General features: G+C 66.7%; 12 protein-coding genes. All 12 read left to right on the forward strand.

Translation table 11 applies throughout. The features are described 5' to 3' along the window. Nucleotides 1-115: 115 nt before the first annotated feature. The 12 genes from NYP07_RS19860 to NYP07_RS19915 all read left to right on the forward strand — a co-directional run bounded on the left by NYP07_RS19860 (nt 116) and on the right by NYP07_RS19915 (nt 14,871). Nucleotides 116-1,273 (forward strand): TIGR03088 family PEP-CTERM/XrtA system glycosyltransferase, encoded by a 1,158-nt coding sequence (locus tag NYP07_RS19860; protein ID WP_268153473.1) that lies wholly within the window; start codon nt 116-118, stop codon nt 1,271-1,273. A gap of 126 nt (nt 1,274-1,399) precedes the next feature. Beyond that, entirely contained in the window at nt 1,400-3,319 is a 1,920-nt protein-coding gene (locus tag NYP07_RS19865) for an XrtA/PEP-CTERM system amidotransferase (RefSeq protein ID WP_268153474.1), read from the forward strand. A gap of 22 nt (nt 3,320-3,341) precedes the next feature. Further along, nucleotides 3,342-4,658, forward strand: a complete 1,317-nt coding sequence (locus NYP07_RS19870) for a nucleotide sugar dehydrogenase (RefSeq protein ID WP_268153475.1) — start codon at nt 3,342-3,344, stop codon at nt 4,656-4,658. Continuing rightward, nucleotides 4,655-5,878, forward strand: a complete 1,224-nt coding sequence (locus tag NYP07_RS19875) for a glycosyltransferase family 4 protein (protein WP_268153476.1) — start codon at nt 4,655-4,657, stop codon at nt 5,876-5,878. Before NYP07_RS19870 ends, NYP07_RS19875 begins: the two co-directional genes overlap by 4 nt. A 5-nt stretch (nt 5,879-5,883) precedes the next feature. Then, nucleotides 5,884-7,080: a glycosyltransferase family 4 protein gene (locus NYP07_RS19880; protein ID WP_268153530.1), complete on the forward strand. Its 1,197-nt coding sequence runs from the start codon at nt 5,884-5,886 to the stop codon at nt 7,078-7,080. After that, nucleotides 7,073-8,386, forward strand: a complete 1,314-nt coding sequence (locus NYP07_RS19885) for a putative O-glycosylation ligase, exosortase A system-associated (protein ID WP_268153477.1) — start codon at nt 7,073-7,075, stop codon at nt 8,384-8,386. The genes NYP07_RS19880 and NYP07_RS19885 overlap by 8 nt, the downstream gene beginning before the upstream one ends. Next, a complete protein-coding gene (locus NYP07_RS19890) occupies nt 8,383-9,342 on the forward strand; it encodes a polysaccharide deacetylase family protein (RefSeq protein WP_268153478.1) in 960 nt (319 codons plus the stop codon). Before NYP07_RS19885 ends, NYP07_RS19890 begins: the two co-directional genes overlap by 4 nt. Next, nucleotides 9,342-10,616, forward strand: coding sequence for a glycosyltransferase (locus NYP07_RS19895; protein WP_268153479.1), 1,275 nt, complete (start codon nt 9,342-9,344; stop codon nt 10,614-10,616). Before NYP07_RS19890 ends, NYP07_RS19895 begins: the two co-directional genes overlap by 1 nt. Further along, nucleotides 10,613-12,106 carry a lipopolysaccharide biosynthesis protein gene (locus NYP07_RS19900; protein ID WP_268153480.1) on the forward strand — a complete coding sequence of 498 codons (1,494 nt, stop codon included), beginning with the start codon at nt 10,613-10,615 and terminating at the stop codon, nt 12,104-12,106. The genes NYP07_RS19895 and NYP07_RS19900 overlap by 4 nt, the downstream gene beginning before the upstream one ends. Nucleotides 12,107-12,111: 5 nt before the next feature. Beyond that, the gene (locus tag NYP07_RS19905; protein WP_268153481.1) at nt 12,112-13,182 is read left to right on the forward strand and encodes a Gfo/Idh/MocA family protein; all 1,071 of its coding nucleotides are present in this window, start codon (nt 12,112-12,114) and stop codon (nt 13,180-13,182) included. A 3-nt stretch (nt 13,183-13,185) separates the two neighbouring features. Further along, nucleotides 13,186-13,773, forward strand: a complete 588-nt coding sequence (locus NYP07_RS19910; RefSeq protein ID WP_268153482.1) for an N-acetyltransferase — start codon at nt 13,186-13,188, stop codon at nt 13,771-13,773. After that, on the forward strand, nt 13,774-14,871 hold the full coding sequence (locus NYP07_RS19915; protein WP_268153483.1) for a DegT/DnrJ/EryC1/StrS family aminotransferase: 1,098 nt from the start codon (nt 13,774-13,776) through the stop codon (nt 14,869-14,871). Nucleotides 14,872-14,908 lie beyond the last annotated feature (37 nt).

The following is a 14,908-nucleotide window of genomic DNA, read 5'->3' on the forward strand; positions in this document are numbered from 1 at the left end:
GCCTGACGGCGCAGGAGATCGGCAGGAAGCTGGTCAAGGGCGGGGCCTTCATCGACGTGAAGGCGGCCTTCGACAGCAAGGCGCTCATCGACGCGGGCTTCCGCCTCTGGCGCCTGTGAGCCCGAACGGCGCTGCCGATGCACGGCCGCTGGTGGTGCACCTGCTGCACCGCTTCGACACCGGCGGGCTGGAGAATGGCGTCGTCAGCGTCATCAACCATCTGCCGGCTTTCCGGCATGCGGTGGTGGCGGTGACGGAGATCACGGCGTTCAAGGAGCGCGTCAAGGCGCCCGGCACGCAATTCATTGCGCTGAACAAGCCGCCCGGCCAAGGCTTCTGGCTCTACCCGCGGGTCTACAGGCTGCTGCGCGAGTTGCGCCCGGCCGTCGTGCACACGCGCAACCTCGGCGCGATGGAATTCCAGCTGCCGGCCTGGGCCGCGCGCGTGCCGCTGCGCGTGCACAGCGAGCATGGCTGGGACACCAATGACCTGGGCGGTGTCAGCGTCACCAACCAGCGCCTGCGCCGCGTCTACGGCGTCGGCACGCAGCGTTTCGTGGCGTTGTCCAAGGCCATCGAGAACTACCTGACCGGCCCGGTCGGCTTTGCGGCAGAGCGCGTCCAGCGCATCTGCAACGGTGTCGACACGCTGCGCTTCGCGCCGTCCACGACCGTGCCTGACGCCTGGCTCTACCGTCGAAGCGAGCACCTCGTCATCGGTGCGGTCGGCCGCATGCAGGCCGTGAAGGACCCGCTCAACCTCGTCGACGCCTTCCTGCGCCTGCGCGAGCTGTGCCCGGCCGACTGGCCGCGGCTGCGCCTGATCATGCTGGGCGGTGGCCCGCTGCTGGAGGCCGTGCAGCAGCGCCTGGCCGACACGGGCGCGGCGGGCCAGGCCTGGTTGCCGGGTGACCGCAGCGACATCGCGCAACTGCTGCCGCAGTTCGACATCTTTGTGCTGCCATCGCAGGCCGAAGGCATCAGCAACACGTTGCTGGAAGCCATGGCCTGCGGCTGTGCGCCGGTTGCAACCGATGTGGGGGGCAATGCCGAACTGGTGGAGGCAGGCGAGGGCGGCAACGGCCTGCTGGTGCCGCCTCAGGACAGCGAGGCGTTGGCTGCCGCGCTGGCGCGCCTTGTCGCCGAGCCTCCGCTGCGCCAGCGCCTGGCTGCGGCCTCGCTCGCCCGCGTGCGCGAACAGTTCAGCCTGGACCGTATGGTCACCGCCTATGGCCACCTGTATGCCGGCGACCTCCCTCGGTCAGGGGGATAGGCGTGGCCGACATCACGCCCAGCCGGCGGAATGGCCGATGGCGGCACCAAGCTCGGTAAGAATCCGTCGTTGCCCGTGCCTGCGACGCGCGGCTTTCCCAATGATTGGCTGAATCAGGTCCAACCCATGTGCGGCATCACCGGTCTGTTCGACATCCGTGGCCAGCGCCTCCCCGAGCGCGAACGCCTGCACCGGATGAACGAGTCCCAGCACCACCGCGGGCCTGACGAGGGCGACCTGCACATCGAGCCCGGCGTGGGCTTCGGCCACCGGCGCCTGTCGGTCATCGACATCGCGACCGGCCAGCAGCCCATCTTCAACGACGACAGGTCGGTGGCCCTGGTGTTCAACGGCGAGGTCTACAACTACCTCGAACTGATGGACGAACTGCGCGGCCACGGCTACGTGTTCCGCACCAAGAGCGACTCCGAGGCCATCGTGCGCGCCTGGGAGCACTGGGGCGAGGACTGCGTGCACCACCTGCGCGGCATGTTCGCCTTCATGATCCATGACCGCCGCCGCGACTGCTTATTCATGGCGCGCGACCGCCTGGGCGTGAAGCCGCTGCACTATGCGCTGACCGAGGACGGCTGGCTGCTGTTCGGGTCCGAGCTGAAGAGCCTGATGGCCCACGGCGGCCTGCGCCAGCAGATCGACCCGCGCGCCGTCGAGGCCTATTTCGCGCTGGGCTATGTGCCCGACCCCTGGACCATCTACCGCCATGCGCAGAAGCTCGCATCCGGCCACCGCCTGCTGGTCAAGCGCGGCCAGCCGCTGGGCGAGCCGCAGCGCTACTGGGACGTCAAGTTCACGCTGGACGCCAGGATCGGCGAGGAGGCAGCGGCCGAGGAACTGCGCCGGCGCCTGTCCGAGTCCGTCAAGCTGCGGCTGAAGGCCGAGGTGCCGCTTGGCGCCTTCCTGTCCGGCGGCGTCGACTCCAGCGCCGTCGTCGCCGCGATGGCCCAACTGGACGAGCAGCCCGTCAACACCTGCTCCATCGGCTTCGACGATCCCAAGTTCAACGAGACCGAGTTCGCGCAGCAGGTGGCGGACCGCTACCGCACCAACCACCGCGTCGAGGTCGTCAACAGCGACGATTTCGGCCTCGTCGACCTGCTGGCCCATCTCTACGACGAGCCCTATGCCGACTCGTCGGCCATCCCGACCTACCGCGTCTGCGAACTGGCCCGCAAGCACGTCACCGTGGCCCTGAGTGGCGACGGTGGCGACGAGAGCTTCGGCGGCTACCGCCGCTACAAGATGCACATGATGGAAGAGCGCATGCGGGGCGCCTTCCCGCTGGCGCTGCGCCGCGGCGTGTTCGGGCCGCTGGCCAGGCTCTATCCCAAGGCCGACTGGGCGCCGCGGGTGTTCCGCGCCAAGACCACCTTCCAGGCCATCGCGCGAAATTCGGTCGATGCCTACTTCAACACGATGGGCCTGGTGCGCGATCCGCTGCGCCAGCAGCTTTTCAGCAACGGCTTCAAGCGCGAGCTGCAGGGCTGGCATGCCAGCGAGGTCTTCCACCACCACGCCCGCCGCGCCGAGACGGACGATCCGCTGGCGCTGATCCAGTACCTGGACATCCACACCTATCTGCCGGGCGACATCAACACCAAGGTCGACCGCGCCAGCATGGCCCACAGCCTGGAGGTGCGCGAGCCGCTGATGGACCACCAACTGGTCGAATGGCTCGCCACGCTGCCATCCAGCCTCAAGCTGCGCGGCCAGGAAGGCAAATACCTGTTCAAAAAAGCGCTGGAGCCCATGCTGCCGCATGACGTGCTCTACCGGCCAAAGATGGGCTTTGCCGTGCCGCTGGCGCGCTGGCTGCGCGGCCCGCTGCGCGAGCAGACCCGCCAGGCCCTGCAGCAGGGCGCGCTGGCGCAGACCGGCTGGTTCAACGCCGCCACCATCGCCCGGCTGCTGGACCAGCATGAGCGCGGCGCCATGGACCATGCCCAGCCGCTGTGGACGCTGCTGATGTTCGACGCCTTCCTGCGCAACGCGGGCCTGAGCACCGCCTCGGCGCGCGCGGCGGCCTGAAGAATTTCAAAGGACAAGAACGATGAAGGTTTCGGTTTTCGGTCTCGGCTACGTCGGCGCGGTTTCCTGCGCCTGCCTTCCGGAGTTGGGCCATGACGTCGTCGGCGTCGACATCAACCCGCTCAAGGTCGAGCTGATCGCGTCGGGCCAGTCGCCGGTGGTGGAGGAGGGTATCGAGGAGTTGATCGCCGCCGCAGTCAAGGCCGGCAAGCTGACGGCCACGCGTGACGTCGCCGCGGCCGTCCGGGCCACCGAGGTGTCGCTGATCTCGGTGGCCACGCCGTCGCTGCCCAACTACATGCCTGACCTGACCGCACTGGACGCCGTCGTCGGCCAGATCGGCGCGGAGATCGCGAAGAAGGACGGCCACCACACCCTGGTCATCCGCAGCACGGTCGCGCCGGGTACGACGCGCGAGCGCATTGCGCCGCTGCTGGAAATGGCGGCTGGCCGCAAGGTCGGCGAGCGCCTGTCGCTGGTCTTCAACCCCGAGTTCCTGCGCGAGGGCTCGTCGGTGTCCGACTTCCATAACCCGCCGCAGACCATCGTCGGCAGTATGGACGAGGCCGGTGTGGAGGTCATGCGCCGGCTCTACAGCGGCGTGCCCGGCAGCTTCGTCGCGGCCGACGTCGGCGTGGCCGAGTCGGTCAAATACCTGTGCAACGTCTTCCACGCGCTGAAGATCGTCTTCGCCAACGAGGCTGGTGCCGTGCTGAAGGAGACGGGCCTGGACTCGCGCGACGTGCTGGAGCTGTTCTGCCGCGACACCCAGCTCAACATCTCCAAGGCCTACCTCCGGCCCGGCTTCGCCTTCGGCGGCTCCTGCCTGCCCAAGGAGGTCAAGGGCTTCCTGACCATCGCCCGCGAGCGTGGCGTGGAGATCCCCGTTCTGGGCTCGCTGCTGGACAGCAACGAGGCGCACATCGGCCGTGCCTACGACATCATCGCCGCGGCCGGCCGCAAGCCGGTCGCGCTGTTCGGCCTGGCCTTCAAGCCAGGCACCGACGACCTGCGCGACTCGCCGCTGGTCGTGCTGGCCGAGAAGCTGCTCGGCAAGGGCTTCGACCTGACGATCTACGACAAGTTCGTCAAGATCGCGCGGCTGCTCGGCAAGAACAAGGAATACATCGACCGCGAGATCCCCCACCTCGACAAGCTGCTGCAGGAAACGCCCGACGCGGCGCTGGCGCGGGCGGAGATCGTGGTCGTGGGCCATGCGGACGCCGACACCCGCCAGCGCATCATCGCCGTCGCCAGGAACGCCCGCGTGGTGGATTTGAACGGCTATGCCGACCTGCGCGCCGCTGGTTTTGCGCAGTACGAGGGCATCTGCTGGTGACTCGACTCAAGGTCGCCTTCGTCTCGCCGGTCTTCCTGTTCCCGGCCGATGCCGGCGGCAAGATCCGCACCGGCAACATCCTGCGCGGTCTGAAGGAGAGCGGCCGGTTCGACATCACGTTGCTGTCGCCGGCCACGGTGGAGCAGCAGCGCGAATGGCAGGGCGAGCTGGACAAGCGGTGCGAGCGTTTCATCGGCTGGACGCCGAGCACGCCGCGCCCGCGCTGGCAGCGCGCGCCCGACCTGCTGTCGTCCCTGCCGATCAACGTGGCGGCGGACCGCACGCCGGCCGCCGTGGCCGCCGTCGAGCAGGCGCTGGCCGCCGAGCGCTTCGACGTGGTCGTGTTCGACTTCGTCCACGCCGCCGTGCTGCGCCCGGTGGGCTTGAAGTGCGCCACGGTCTGCTTCACGCACAACGTCGAGGCCGAGATATTCGAGCGCCATGCCAGGATGGCCGCCAGCACGCCGCTGCGCTGGCTGTGGGCTTCGCAGGCAGCCAAGATGCGCCGCTTCGAGCGCGAGGCGCTGGCCAGGTTCACCCGCGTCGTCGCCGTGTCCGAGCGCGACGCGAAGATGTTCGAGAAGAACGATGGCTTGACGACCGTGCGTGCCATCCCGACGGGCGTCGACCTCGACTTTTTCTCGTGGCAGGCACCGGCCGACGGCGTGCCGACGGTCGTCTTCACGGGCTCGATGGACTGGGAAGCGAATGTCGACGGCATCCGCTTCTACATCGACGAAGTCTGGCCGCGCGTGCGCGCCAGGCTGCCGAGCGCGCTGCTGCGCGTCATCGGCAAGAACCCGCCCGCGGCGCTGGTGCAGCACGACGTGCCCGGCGTGAGCTTCACCGGCTTCGTCGACGACGTGCGCGACCATGCGCGCGGCGCCCAGGCCTTCGTCATTCCGCTGCGCGTCGGCGGTGGCACACGCATCAAGGCCTTCGAAGCGATGGCCATGGGCCTGCCGGTCGTGTCGACCAGCATCGGCATCGAGGGCCTCGATGTCGAGGACGGCACCCATTTCCTGCGCGCCGATGGTGCCGAGCCGCTGGCCGATGCGACGCTGCGGCTCATCGCCGACGGCGCGTTGCGCCTGAGGCTGTCACGCGCGGCACGCGAACTCGTCGAAGCCCAGTTCGGCCACCGTGTCGCGGCAGAGGCCTTCGGCCGCATCCTCCTGGAAGCCGTGGCGGCCATAGAGGCCGTGAAGGCGCCGCAGTGAGGCCGCTGAAGATCCTGACTTTCTCGACGCTGTTTCCCAGCAGCGTGCGGCCTAGCCACGGCATCTTCGTCGAGACGCGGCTGCGCGAACTGCTGAAGAGCGGCCAGGTCGAGTCGCGCGTCATCGCACCGGTGCCCTGGTTCCCATCGACGAACCCGCGCTGGGGCGATTACGCCAGGTTCGCCGCCACGCCGCTGCGCGAACAGCGCAATGGCCTGGACGTGCGGCATCCTCGTTACCTATTGGCCCCCAAGGTGGGCATGACCTTGGCGCCGCTGACGCTGGCCCTGGGCGCCCGGGCCGTTGTCCGGGAGCTCATCGACGAAGGCTTCGACTTCGACCTGATCGACGCCCACTACTACTACCCCGATGGCGTCGCCGCGGCCCTGCTTGCGAAATGGTTCGGCAAGCCGCTGACCATCACCGCCCGCGGGACGGACCTGAACCTGATCTCGCAGTACGCCTTGCCCAGGCGCATGATCGAGTGGGCCGCCCGCCGCGCGGCCGGCTCCATCGGCGTGTGCGCGGCGCTGATGGACGTGCTGCGCGGCTGGGGCCACGATCCGGCGCGGTTGAACGTGCTGCGCAACGGCGTGGACCTGGAGCGCTTCAAGCCCCTGCCGCAGGATCGGATGCGCGCCGAGTTGGGTGTAGGCGGCGAGCCCTTGCTGCTGTCGGTCGGCCACCTGATCGAGCGCAAGGGTCACCATGTCGCGATCGAGGCGCTGGCCGAGATGGTCAAGACGCGTCCGGGCGCTCGCCTGCTCGTCATCGGCGAGGGCCAGGAGCGCGCAGCCCTGACCGCGCTGGCCGCGCGCCTGGGCGTGAACGACAAGCTGCGCCTGACCGGCTCGCTGCCCAACACCGAACTGCTGAAGTGGTATAGCGCCGCGGACGTGCTGCTGCTGTGTTCCAGCCGTGAGGGCTGGGCGAATGTGCTGCTCGAATCCATGGCCTGCGGCACGCCGGTCGTCGCCACCGACATCTGGGGCACGCCCGAGGTCGTTGCGGCACCCGAGGCCGGGCGGCTGGTTGCGGAGCGGACCGGCGCAGCGTTTGCCGCAGGTATCGAGGCACTGCTGGCCGATGGCACCGACCGTGCGGCGACGCGCCGCTATGCCGAAGGCTTCAGCTGGCAGTCGACGACGGACGGCCAGCTGAGGCTGTTCAACGCCATCAAGGGAGAGGGCGGCCGTGCGTGATTTGATGCTGTTGGTTGTCATCGGCTGGTGCTTCCTGCAAGCCTTCCGCCGCCCCTGGATCGGCATCATGTGCTGGACCTGGCTTAGCATCATGAACCCGCATCAACTGTCGTGGACGCTGCGGACCATGCCCTTCGCTGCGGTCATCGGCGGCGCCACGCTGGTGGGCTTGTTCATCACCAAGGACCGGTGCGACTACTCGCTGAACCGCGAGAACGTCACCTTGATGATCTTCATGCTGTGGATGTGCATCACGCTGCCGTTCTCGATGCTCTTCGACGAGAGCTTCGAGTTGTGGAAGCGGGTCATGAAGATCGATCTGATGATCCTCGTTGCGATAGTCCTGCTGCACAGCAAGCGCCACATGATGCTGCTGGTCTGGACGCTGGTCATCTCCATCGGCTTCTTCGGCGTGAAGGGGGGGGCGTTCACCATCCTGACGGGGGGGAGCTACAGGGTCTGGGGGCCGGAGAACACCTATATCGACGGCAACAACGAGGTCGCGCTGGCCATCGTCATCGTCATTCCCTTGATGCGTTTCCTGCAGATGCAGATGCAGTCCAAATGGGCCAAGGTGACCATGACCATCTGCATGGTGTTGATGGCGATGGCTGCCCTGGGCAGCCATTCGCGCGGTGCGCTGCTGGCCATTGCAGCAATGGCCTTGGTGCTGTGGTGGCGTGGCAAGAACAAGTTCGTCGGAGCGATCACCATGGTCGCCATCGCCGTCGCGCTTTTGTCGCTAATGCCGGCCGAGTGGTGGGACCGCATGAACACCATCAAGACCTACCAGCAGGACGATTCGGCCCTGGGGCGCATCAACGCCTGGGGCATGGCGTGGAATCTGGCCAAGGCGAATTTCTTCGGCGGTGGCTTCATGGTCTGGACCGGCGTCATCTTCGCCATCTACGGGCCTGACCCCAACGACGTGCATGCCGCCCATAGCATCTACTTCATGGTGCTGGGCGAGCAGGGATTCATCGGCCTCTTCATCTTCCTCACGTTGTTCCTGATGGTCTGGTTCACGGCCGGCACCATCCGCACCAAGGCGCGTGGCAAGCCGGAGACCCAGTGGTTGTCGGATCTTGGCGGCATGCTGCAGGTGAGCCTGGCCGGTTATGCGGTGGGCGGCGCCTTCCTGAGCCTGAGCTACTGGGATCTTCCTTACAACCTGCTGGTGCTGGCCGTCGTCGGTCGGCGTTGGCTTGAGCGCAAGGAATGGCTGCGCGAGAAGGATGAGCCTGTCATCTACTGGCCGGATTTCCTGAAGAGGCGGTTCAACAAGAAGAACGCTCCGTTGCCATGAAGACCTTGTTCAGCCTGCTGTCCCCGGCCGGCGCGCGTGCGCGCCTGACCGTGCTGATCTTCCATCGCGTGCTGCGCGAGCCCGACCCACTCTTCCCCGACGAAGTCGACGCCGCGCGCTTCGACGAACTGCTGGCTTGGGTCAAGTCATGGTTCAACGTGCTGCCTCTGGACACTGCGATCCGGCAACTGCACGAAGGTTGTCTGCCTGCGCGCGCAGCGGCGCTGAGTTTCGACGATGGCTACGCCGACAACCACGACATTGCGCTACCGCTGCTCCTGAAGCACGGCCTATCGTGCAGCTTCTTCATCGCCACTGGCTTTCTCGATGGTGGGCGCATGTGGAACGACACCCTGATCGAATCCGTGCGGCTGAGCAGCCTTTCGATGTTGGACCTGCGCGGTCTTGCCGATGGCCGTGGCGAGGATCTCGGCCAGCATGCCCTTGGCGATGACGACTGCCGCCGTGCCGCGCTGGGACGCCTTGTCGAACGCGTCAAGTACCTGCCGCCTGCGCCCCGTCAGGCCTGCGTTGACGCGATCGCCATGCGCGCCGAAGTCAAACCGCCGGACGACCTGATGATGAGCAGCGAGCAAGTTCGTGGCCTTCAACGTGCTGGCATGCAGATTGGCGCCCACACGGTTAGCCATCCCATCCTGGCCAAGCTCGACGCGCTGAAGGCTGCGGACGAGATCGTTGGCAGCCGTAACCAGCTGCAGGCTTTGCTCCGAGAGAGGGTTGGCCTGTTTGCTTACCCGAACGGCAAACCCGGTACCGACTACCTGCCCGACGTGCATCCGGCCCTCGTGCGCGAGTTCGGCTTCGACGCAGCCGTGTCCACGCGTTGGGCAACGGCGCGTCGCGGCGATGATGTGTTCCAGATCCCACGGTTCACACCCTGGGATCGCGACCGCCTGAAGTTCGGCCTCAGGTTGGCGCGCAATCTCATCAGTTGATGCGTCGCGTCCTCTTCATTGCCTACTTGTTTCCGCCGATTGCCAATTCCGGCACTCGGCGCAGCCTTGCCTTCGCAAATCACCTGCCGGACCTTGGCTGGGAGCCACTGGTACTGAGTTGTGAGCCTGAGCCGCGCGCAGCGTTGGATGCCGAACTTTTGGCCGAGGTCCGGGTTGGCACGCGTGTCGAGAGGGTTGCGCTACAGAGTCGGCTGCATGCGCGCCGCTGGGCAGGCTGGCTGCCAGGCCGGCTTGGCGAGCGAGCTGCCGACGCGCTGGCTTGGAGGCTCGAGGCTCGGGCCGAAGTGCCTGATCAGGCAGCGAGCTGGATGGCACCAGCTGTCGAGCGGGCGATGGCCTGGCACGATAGTGCAGGCTTCGATGCCATTTATGCCAGTGGATGGCCCTGGACGGCCTTCCTGATCGCACGCGAGGTGTCGCGCCGCACCGGCAAGCCCTATGTTCTGGACTATCGTGATCAATGGGCGCCCAGCGGTGACATGGCCTGGGAGTCGGTCTCGCCTGCGCAGGCGCGTGAGAACCCAGCGCTGGAGCGTCTCGCAGCTCGTGATGCTGCGGCCGTCATTACCGTGACCCAGGCTCTTGTGGACAGCATCGGCCGCGACTGTGGCCGTGACGACCTGCACCTGATCACGAACGGCTTCGAGTCCAAGGACTTTGCCGGCGATGTGGCGCCTGTCGGGGACGGCTTGCTGCGCATCAGCTATACCGGTGTCTGGCGCCCGGGCTATGGGTTGCAGGATCTGTACGCGGCCGTTGCCTTACTGAAGATGCAGGGCTACGCCGAACTGGAACGGTTGCGGGTGCGGGCGGCTGGTTTTGCGCCCGGGCCAGCCGCCGAGGCTGGTGTCACAGATTGGGTGACCGAATTCGGCCCGGTGCCCCATGGCCAGGCGTTGACACTGATGAAGCAGGCCGACCTGCTCTACCTGCCTGTGCCGACGGGCTACTACGCTACCGCATCGCTGCCTGGCAAACTGTTCGAATACCTCGCCTGCGGTCGCCCCATCCTCGCCGTCGTGCCCGAGCGTAGCGAGGTGGCCAGGGTGCTCGACGAAGTTGGCGGCGGTGTGCGCTGTGAGCCAGGCGACGTGCAGGGGCTGGCTCGGATGCTGTTGGGCTGGTTGCGCGGCGAGGCCAGCGTAGCGCCACCGTCGGGCATTGAACGCTACAGCCGAGCGGCGACGGCGAAGCACCTGGCTCAGGTGCTGACCGCGGCAGCTGACGGTCAGGCGCCGGAGTCTTTGCCGTGAGCGTCGTGCGGCGTGCGTTGTTGTTCTCCTTCGCGGAGCGCTACGCGCTGATCGTCATCAACCTGGCGAGCAATCTGCTGATTGCCCGCCTGCTGACGCCGGCCGAGATCGGTGTCTATTCGGTGACGTTGGCCGTTATGAGCATTGCTCAGACGCTGCGCGACTTCGGCATCGCCAGCTACCTGATCCAGGAAAAGGAACTCACCGATGACCATGTCCGCACGGCGCTGGGCGTGACGCTGGCCATCGGCATCAGCCTGGCTCTGGTGCTGGCCGTGGCCGCACCCTGGGTGGCGGATTTCTATCGAGAGCCACACATGCGTAGCTTGGTCTGGCTGGCCTCGCTGAACTTTCTGTTGCTGCCCTTCTCGACGATCTCGCTGGCGTTGCTGCGCCGGCGCATGGCCTTCAAGGCCGTCGCGGGCGTGAGCCTCGTCGCCACGGTGGCTGGGGCGATCACCAGTGTCAGCCTGTCCTGGGCGGGGTTTGGACCGCTCGGCCTGGTGGCGGGAACCCTCGTCGTCAGCGCAACAACTGGCTTTACGGCTTGGGTGGCGCAGGGGGAGCGGCGCTTGTTGCGACCAAGCCTGTCGCATTGGCGCAGCCTTTTCCGCTTCGGTGCCCAGAGCTCGGCCGTGGGCATCGTCACGTCGGTCGCCATGGACATCAACGATCTGGCCGTTGGCAAGCTGATGGGCTTCGAGCCGGTGGCACTGCTGAGCCGTGCTCAGGGCCTGATGTATCTCTTTTACCGTGACCTGATGGGGGCAGTGCGCAACGTTGCATACCCGGCCTATGCCAAGGCTGTGCGGGAGCGGCAGGAGATGGAGCCGCTCTATGTGGCCAGCGTCAACTATGTCTGCGTCGTCGCCTGGCCCTTCTACGGCTTCGTCTCCTTGTATGCACTGGAGACCTTGCGCCTGCTGTTCGGCCCGCAGTGGGATGCCGCAGCCCCCCTGGTGCCACTGTTCTGTCTAGGAGGGGCGTTTGCGGCGATTGGCAACCTGATGGGCAATCTGACGGTCGCGATGGGCCGCATGGATCTGCTGACGCGCATGGAGCTGTTCTTCCAGCCCGTACGTGCTGCCCTCGTCGTAGCGATGGCGGCCTATTGGCGTCAGCCCTGGGCCTGCGCTGCCGCATTCGCGCTGACCCTGCTGCTGCAACTGCCGTTGATCTACAGCGTGAAGGCCCGTTTCCTGTCCAACGACTGGCCGGCATTGCGCCGCAATCTGGCGCGTAGTGCACTCGTCGCGGTGCTGGCGCTGACTCTGCCCCTCTTGCTGAAACTGCTGCTGCCCTGTTCGCCGGGGCAGCCCATGCCCTGGCCTGGCTTTGCGCTGGCCATCGTCGGCTGCATTCTGGGTTGGCTGCTGGCGCTGTCCTGGTGCCGCCACCCATTGGCCTCGGACCCCGCATTTGCGAGGCTGACATGCTTTTGGCGGCACCGCCGGCACGACAATCCGCCCCGGATCGACAAAACCGAATGAATCCCATGTGCCAGTCCCATTCCCTTGTCAAAGACCGCAAGGTCCGCTTCGCGCTGATCGGCTGTGGCCGCATCGCCCAGAACCATTTCGAAGCCGTCAAGAAGCATGCCGACCGAGCCGAACTGGTGGCTGTGGCGGATGTCGATGCGACGGCACTGGCCGAGGCTGTCGCCAAGACAGGCGCACGCGGCTTCGTGTCGCTGACCGAACTGCTGGCGGCCCGTGTCGACCTGAACATCGACTGCGTCGTGCTGACGACGCCCAGCGGACTGCACCCGCGCCAGGCCATCGAGGCGGCCCAGGCCGGCCTCCATGTGATGACCGAGAAGCCCATGGCCACGCGCTGGCAGGATGGCCTGGCCATGGTCAAGGCCTGCGATGACGCCGGCGTGCAGCTCTTCGTCGTCAAGCAGAACCGCCGCAACTCGACGCTGCAGCTGCTCAAGCGGGCCGTGTCCGAGGGCCGCTTCGGACGCCTGTACAACATCGCCGTCAACGTGTTCTGGACCCGCCCACAGGCCTACTACGACAGCGCCGAATGGCGTGGCACCTGGGAGTTCGACGGCGGCGCTTTCATGAACCAGGCCAGCCATTACATCGACCTGCTGGACTGGGTCTGCGGCCCGGTCGAAAGCGTCATGGCCTACACCGGCACGCTGGCGCGCAACATCGAGGTCGAGGACAGCGGCGTGGCCGCGCTGAAGTGGCGCAACGGCGCGATGGGCACCGTCAACGTCAGCATGCTGACCTACCCGAAGAACCTCGAAGGCTCGATCACCATCCTGGGCGAGAAGGGCTCCGTGCGCATCGGCGGCGTCGCCGTCAACGAGATCCAGCACTGGCAGTTCGAGGCGCCGCACGAGATGGACGCGCAGATCGCCGACGCGAGCTACCAGACCACGTCCGTCTACGGCTTCGGCCACCCGCTCTACTATGACAACGTCATTGGCACGCTGCGGGGCGAGGCCCAGGCCGAGACCGATGGCCGCGAGGGTCTGAAGTCGCTGGAACTGCTGATCGCGATGTATCTGAGCGCCCGTGACGGCAAGCGCATCAACCTGCCGCTGGCCTACTGAAGCATGCCGACAACCATCCACCCCAGCGCCATCGTCGACGACGGCGCCCGGCTCGGCGACGGCTGCCGTGTCTGGCACTTCGTGCACATCAGCGCCGGCGCGCGCATCGGTGCGAAGTGCTCCTTCGGCCAGAACGTCTTCGTCGGCAACGACGTGACGATCGGCGACAACGTCAAGATCCAGAACAACGTGTCGGTCTACGACGCGGTGACGCTGGAAGACGACGTCTTCTGCGGCCCCAGCATGGTGTTCACCAATGTCTACAACCCGCGCTCGGCCGTCACGCGCAAGGACGAGTACCGCCGCACGCTGGTGAAGCGGGGCGCGACGCTGGGCGCCAACTCCACCATCGTCTGCGGCACGACGGTCGGCCGCTTTGCCTTTGTGGGTGCCGGCGCCGTCATCAACCGCGACGTGCCCGACTTCGCGCTGATGGTGGGCGTGCCCGCCCGGCAGATCGGCTGGATGAGCCGCTTCGGCGAGCGCCTGGAACTGCCGCTGGCGAGCGAGCAGCCCGTCGAGGCCGTCTGCCCCCACACCGGCGACCGCTATGTCCTGAGTGGACAACAACTCCAACTGATCGAGAGCTGAATGGACTTCATCGACCTCAAGAGCCAGTACGCGGCCCTGCGCGACAACATCAACGCCCGCATCCAGAAGTTGCTGGACCACGGCCAGTACATCCTCGGCCCCGAGGTCAGGGAGATGGAGGAGGCCCTAGTCGCCTACACCGGCGCCAGGCACTGCATCAGCGTCGCCAGCGGCACCGAGGCGCTGCTGATCTGCCTGATGGCGCTGGACCTGCAGCCCGGTGACGAGATCATCACCAGCCCCTTCACCTTCGCGGCCACGGCCGAGATGATCGTGCTGGCCGGTGGCGTGCCCGTCTTCGTCGACATCGAGCCCGATACGGCCAATATCGACGCCAATCTCATCGAGGCGGCGATCACGCCCCGGACCAAGGCCATCATGCCGGTCAGCCTCTATGGCCAGGTGGCCGACATGGACGCGATCAACGCGATTGCGCAGAAGCATGGCATCGCCGTCATCGAAGACGCCGCACAGAGCTTCGGTGCGAGCTACAAGGGCAGGAAAAGCTGCAACCTCTCCACCTTCGGCTGCACCAGCTTCTTCCCCAGCAAGCCGCTGGGCTGCTATGGCGACGGCGGCGCCATCTTCACGAGCGACGACAGGCTGGCTCAGGCCTGCCGCGAGATCCGCATCCACGGCCAGAGCCAACGCTATCTGCACACGCGCCTGGGCGTCGGAGGCCGCATGGACACGCTGCAATGCGCCGTCGTGCTCGGCAAGCTGGACCGCTTCGAGTGGGAAATCAAGCGCCGCCTGGAATTGGGCGATGCCTACCGCGCGAGGCTGAGCGCGGCCATCCCGGGCCTGCAGCCGCTGGCCGTGCGCGACGATCGCGACTGCGTCTGGGCGCAGTACACCGTCTTCGTCGACGAGCGCGACGCCGTGCAGGCCAGGCTCAAGGCTGCCGGCGTGCCGACGGCCGTGCACTATCCGCGGCCGCTGCACCACCAACCGGCCTACGCGCAATACGCGAGGCCCGAGGACTGCCCGCACAGCATCGCCGCCGCCGAGCGCGTGATGAGCCTGCCGATGAGCGCGGATCTCTCCGACGAGCAGCTGAATCGCGTCGTGACTGCATTGACCGCCGCGCTGGGCTGACCGGCTGATGGCCCTGTTTTCGAGGCGCGCGGTTCGG

This window comes from Pelomonas aquatica, assembly GCF_026712205.1.
Taxonomy (GTDB): domain Bacteria; phylum Pseudomonadota; class Gammaproteobacteria; order Burkholderiales; family Burkholderiaceae_C; genus Pelomonas; species Pelomonas aquatica.

What these genes read in the sequence shown, in the direction of transcription:
- NYP07_RS19865 (WP_268153474.1), top strand. Translation starts at nt 1,400, where the DNA reads ATGTGCGGCATCACCGGTCTGTTCGACATCCGTGGCCAGCGCCTCCCC.
- NYP07_RS19915 (WP_268153483.1), top strand. Translation starts at nt 13,774, where the DNA reads ATGGACTTCATCGACCTCAAGAGCCAGTACGCGGCCCTGCGCGACAAC.
- NYP07_RS19870 (WP_268153475.1), top strand. Translation starts at nt 3,342, where the DNA reads ATGAAGGTTTCGGTTTTCGGTCTCGGCTACGTCGGCGCGGTTTCCTGC.
- NYP07_RS19905 (WP_268153481.1), top strand. Translation starts at nt 12,112, where the DNA reads ATGTGCCAGTCCCATTCCCTTGTCAAAGACCGCAAGGTCCGCTTCGCG.
- NYP07_RS19895 (WP_268153479.1), top strand. Translation starts at nt 9,342, where the DNA reads ATGCGTCGCGTCCTCTTCATTGCCTACTTGTTTCCGCCGATTGCCAAT.
- NYP07_RS19890 (WP_268153478.1), top strand. Translation starts at nt 8,383, where the DNA reads ATGAAGACCTTGTTCAGCCTGCTGTCCCCGGCCGGCGCGCGTGCGCGC.
- NYP07_RS19910 (WP_268153482.1), top strand. Translation starts at nt 13,186, where the DNA reads ATGCCGACAACCATCCACCCCAGCGCCATCGTCGACGACGGCGCCCGG.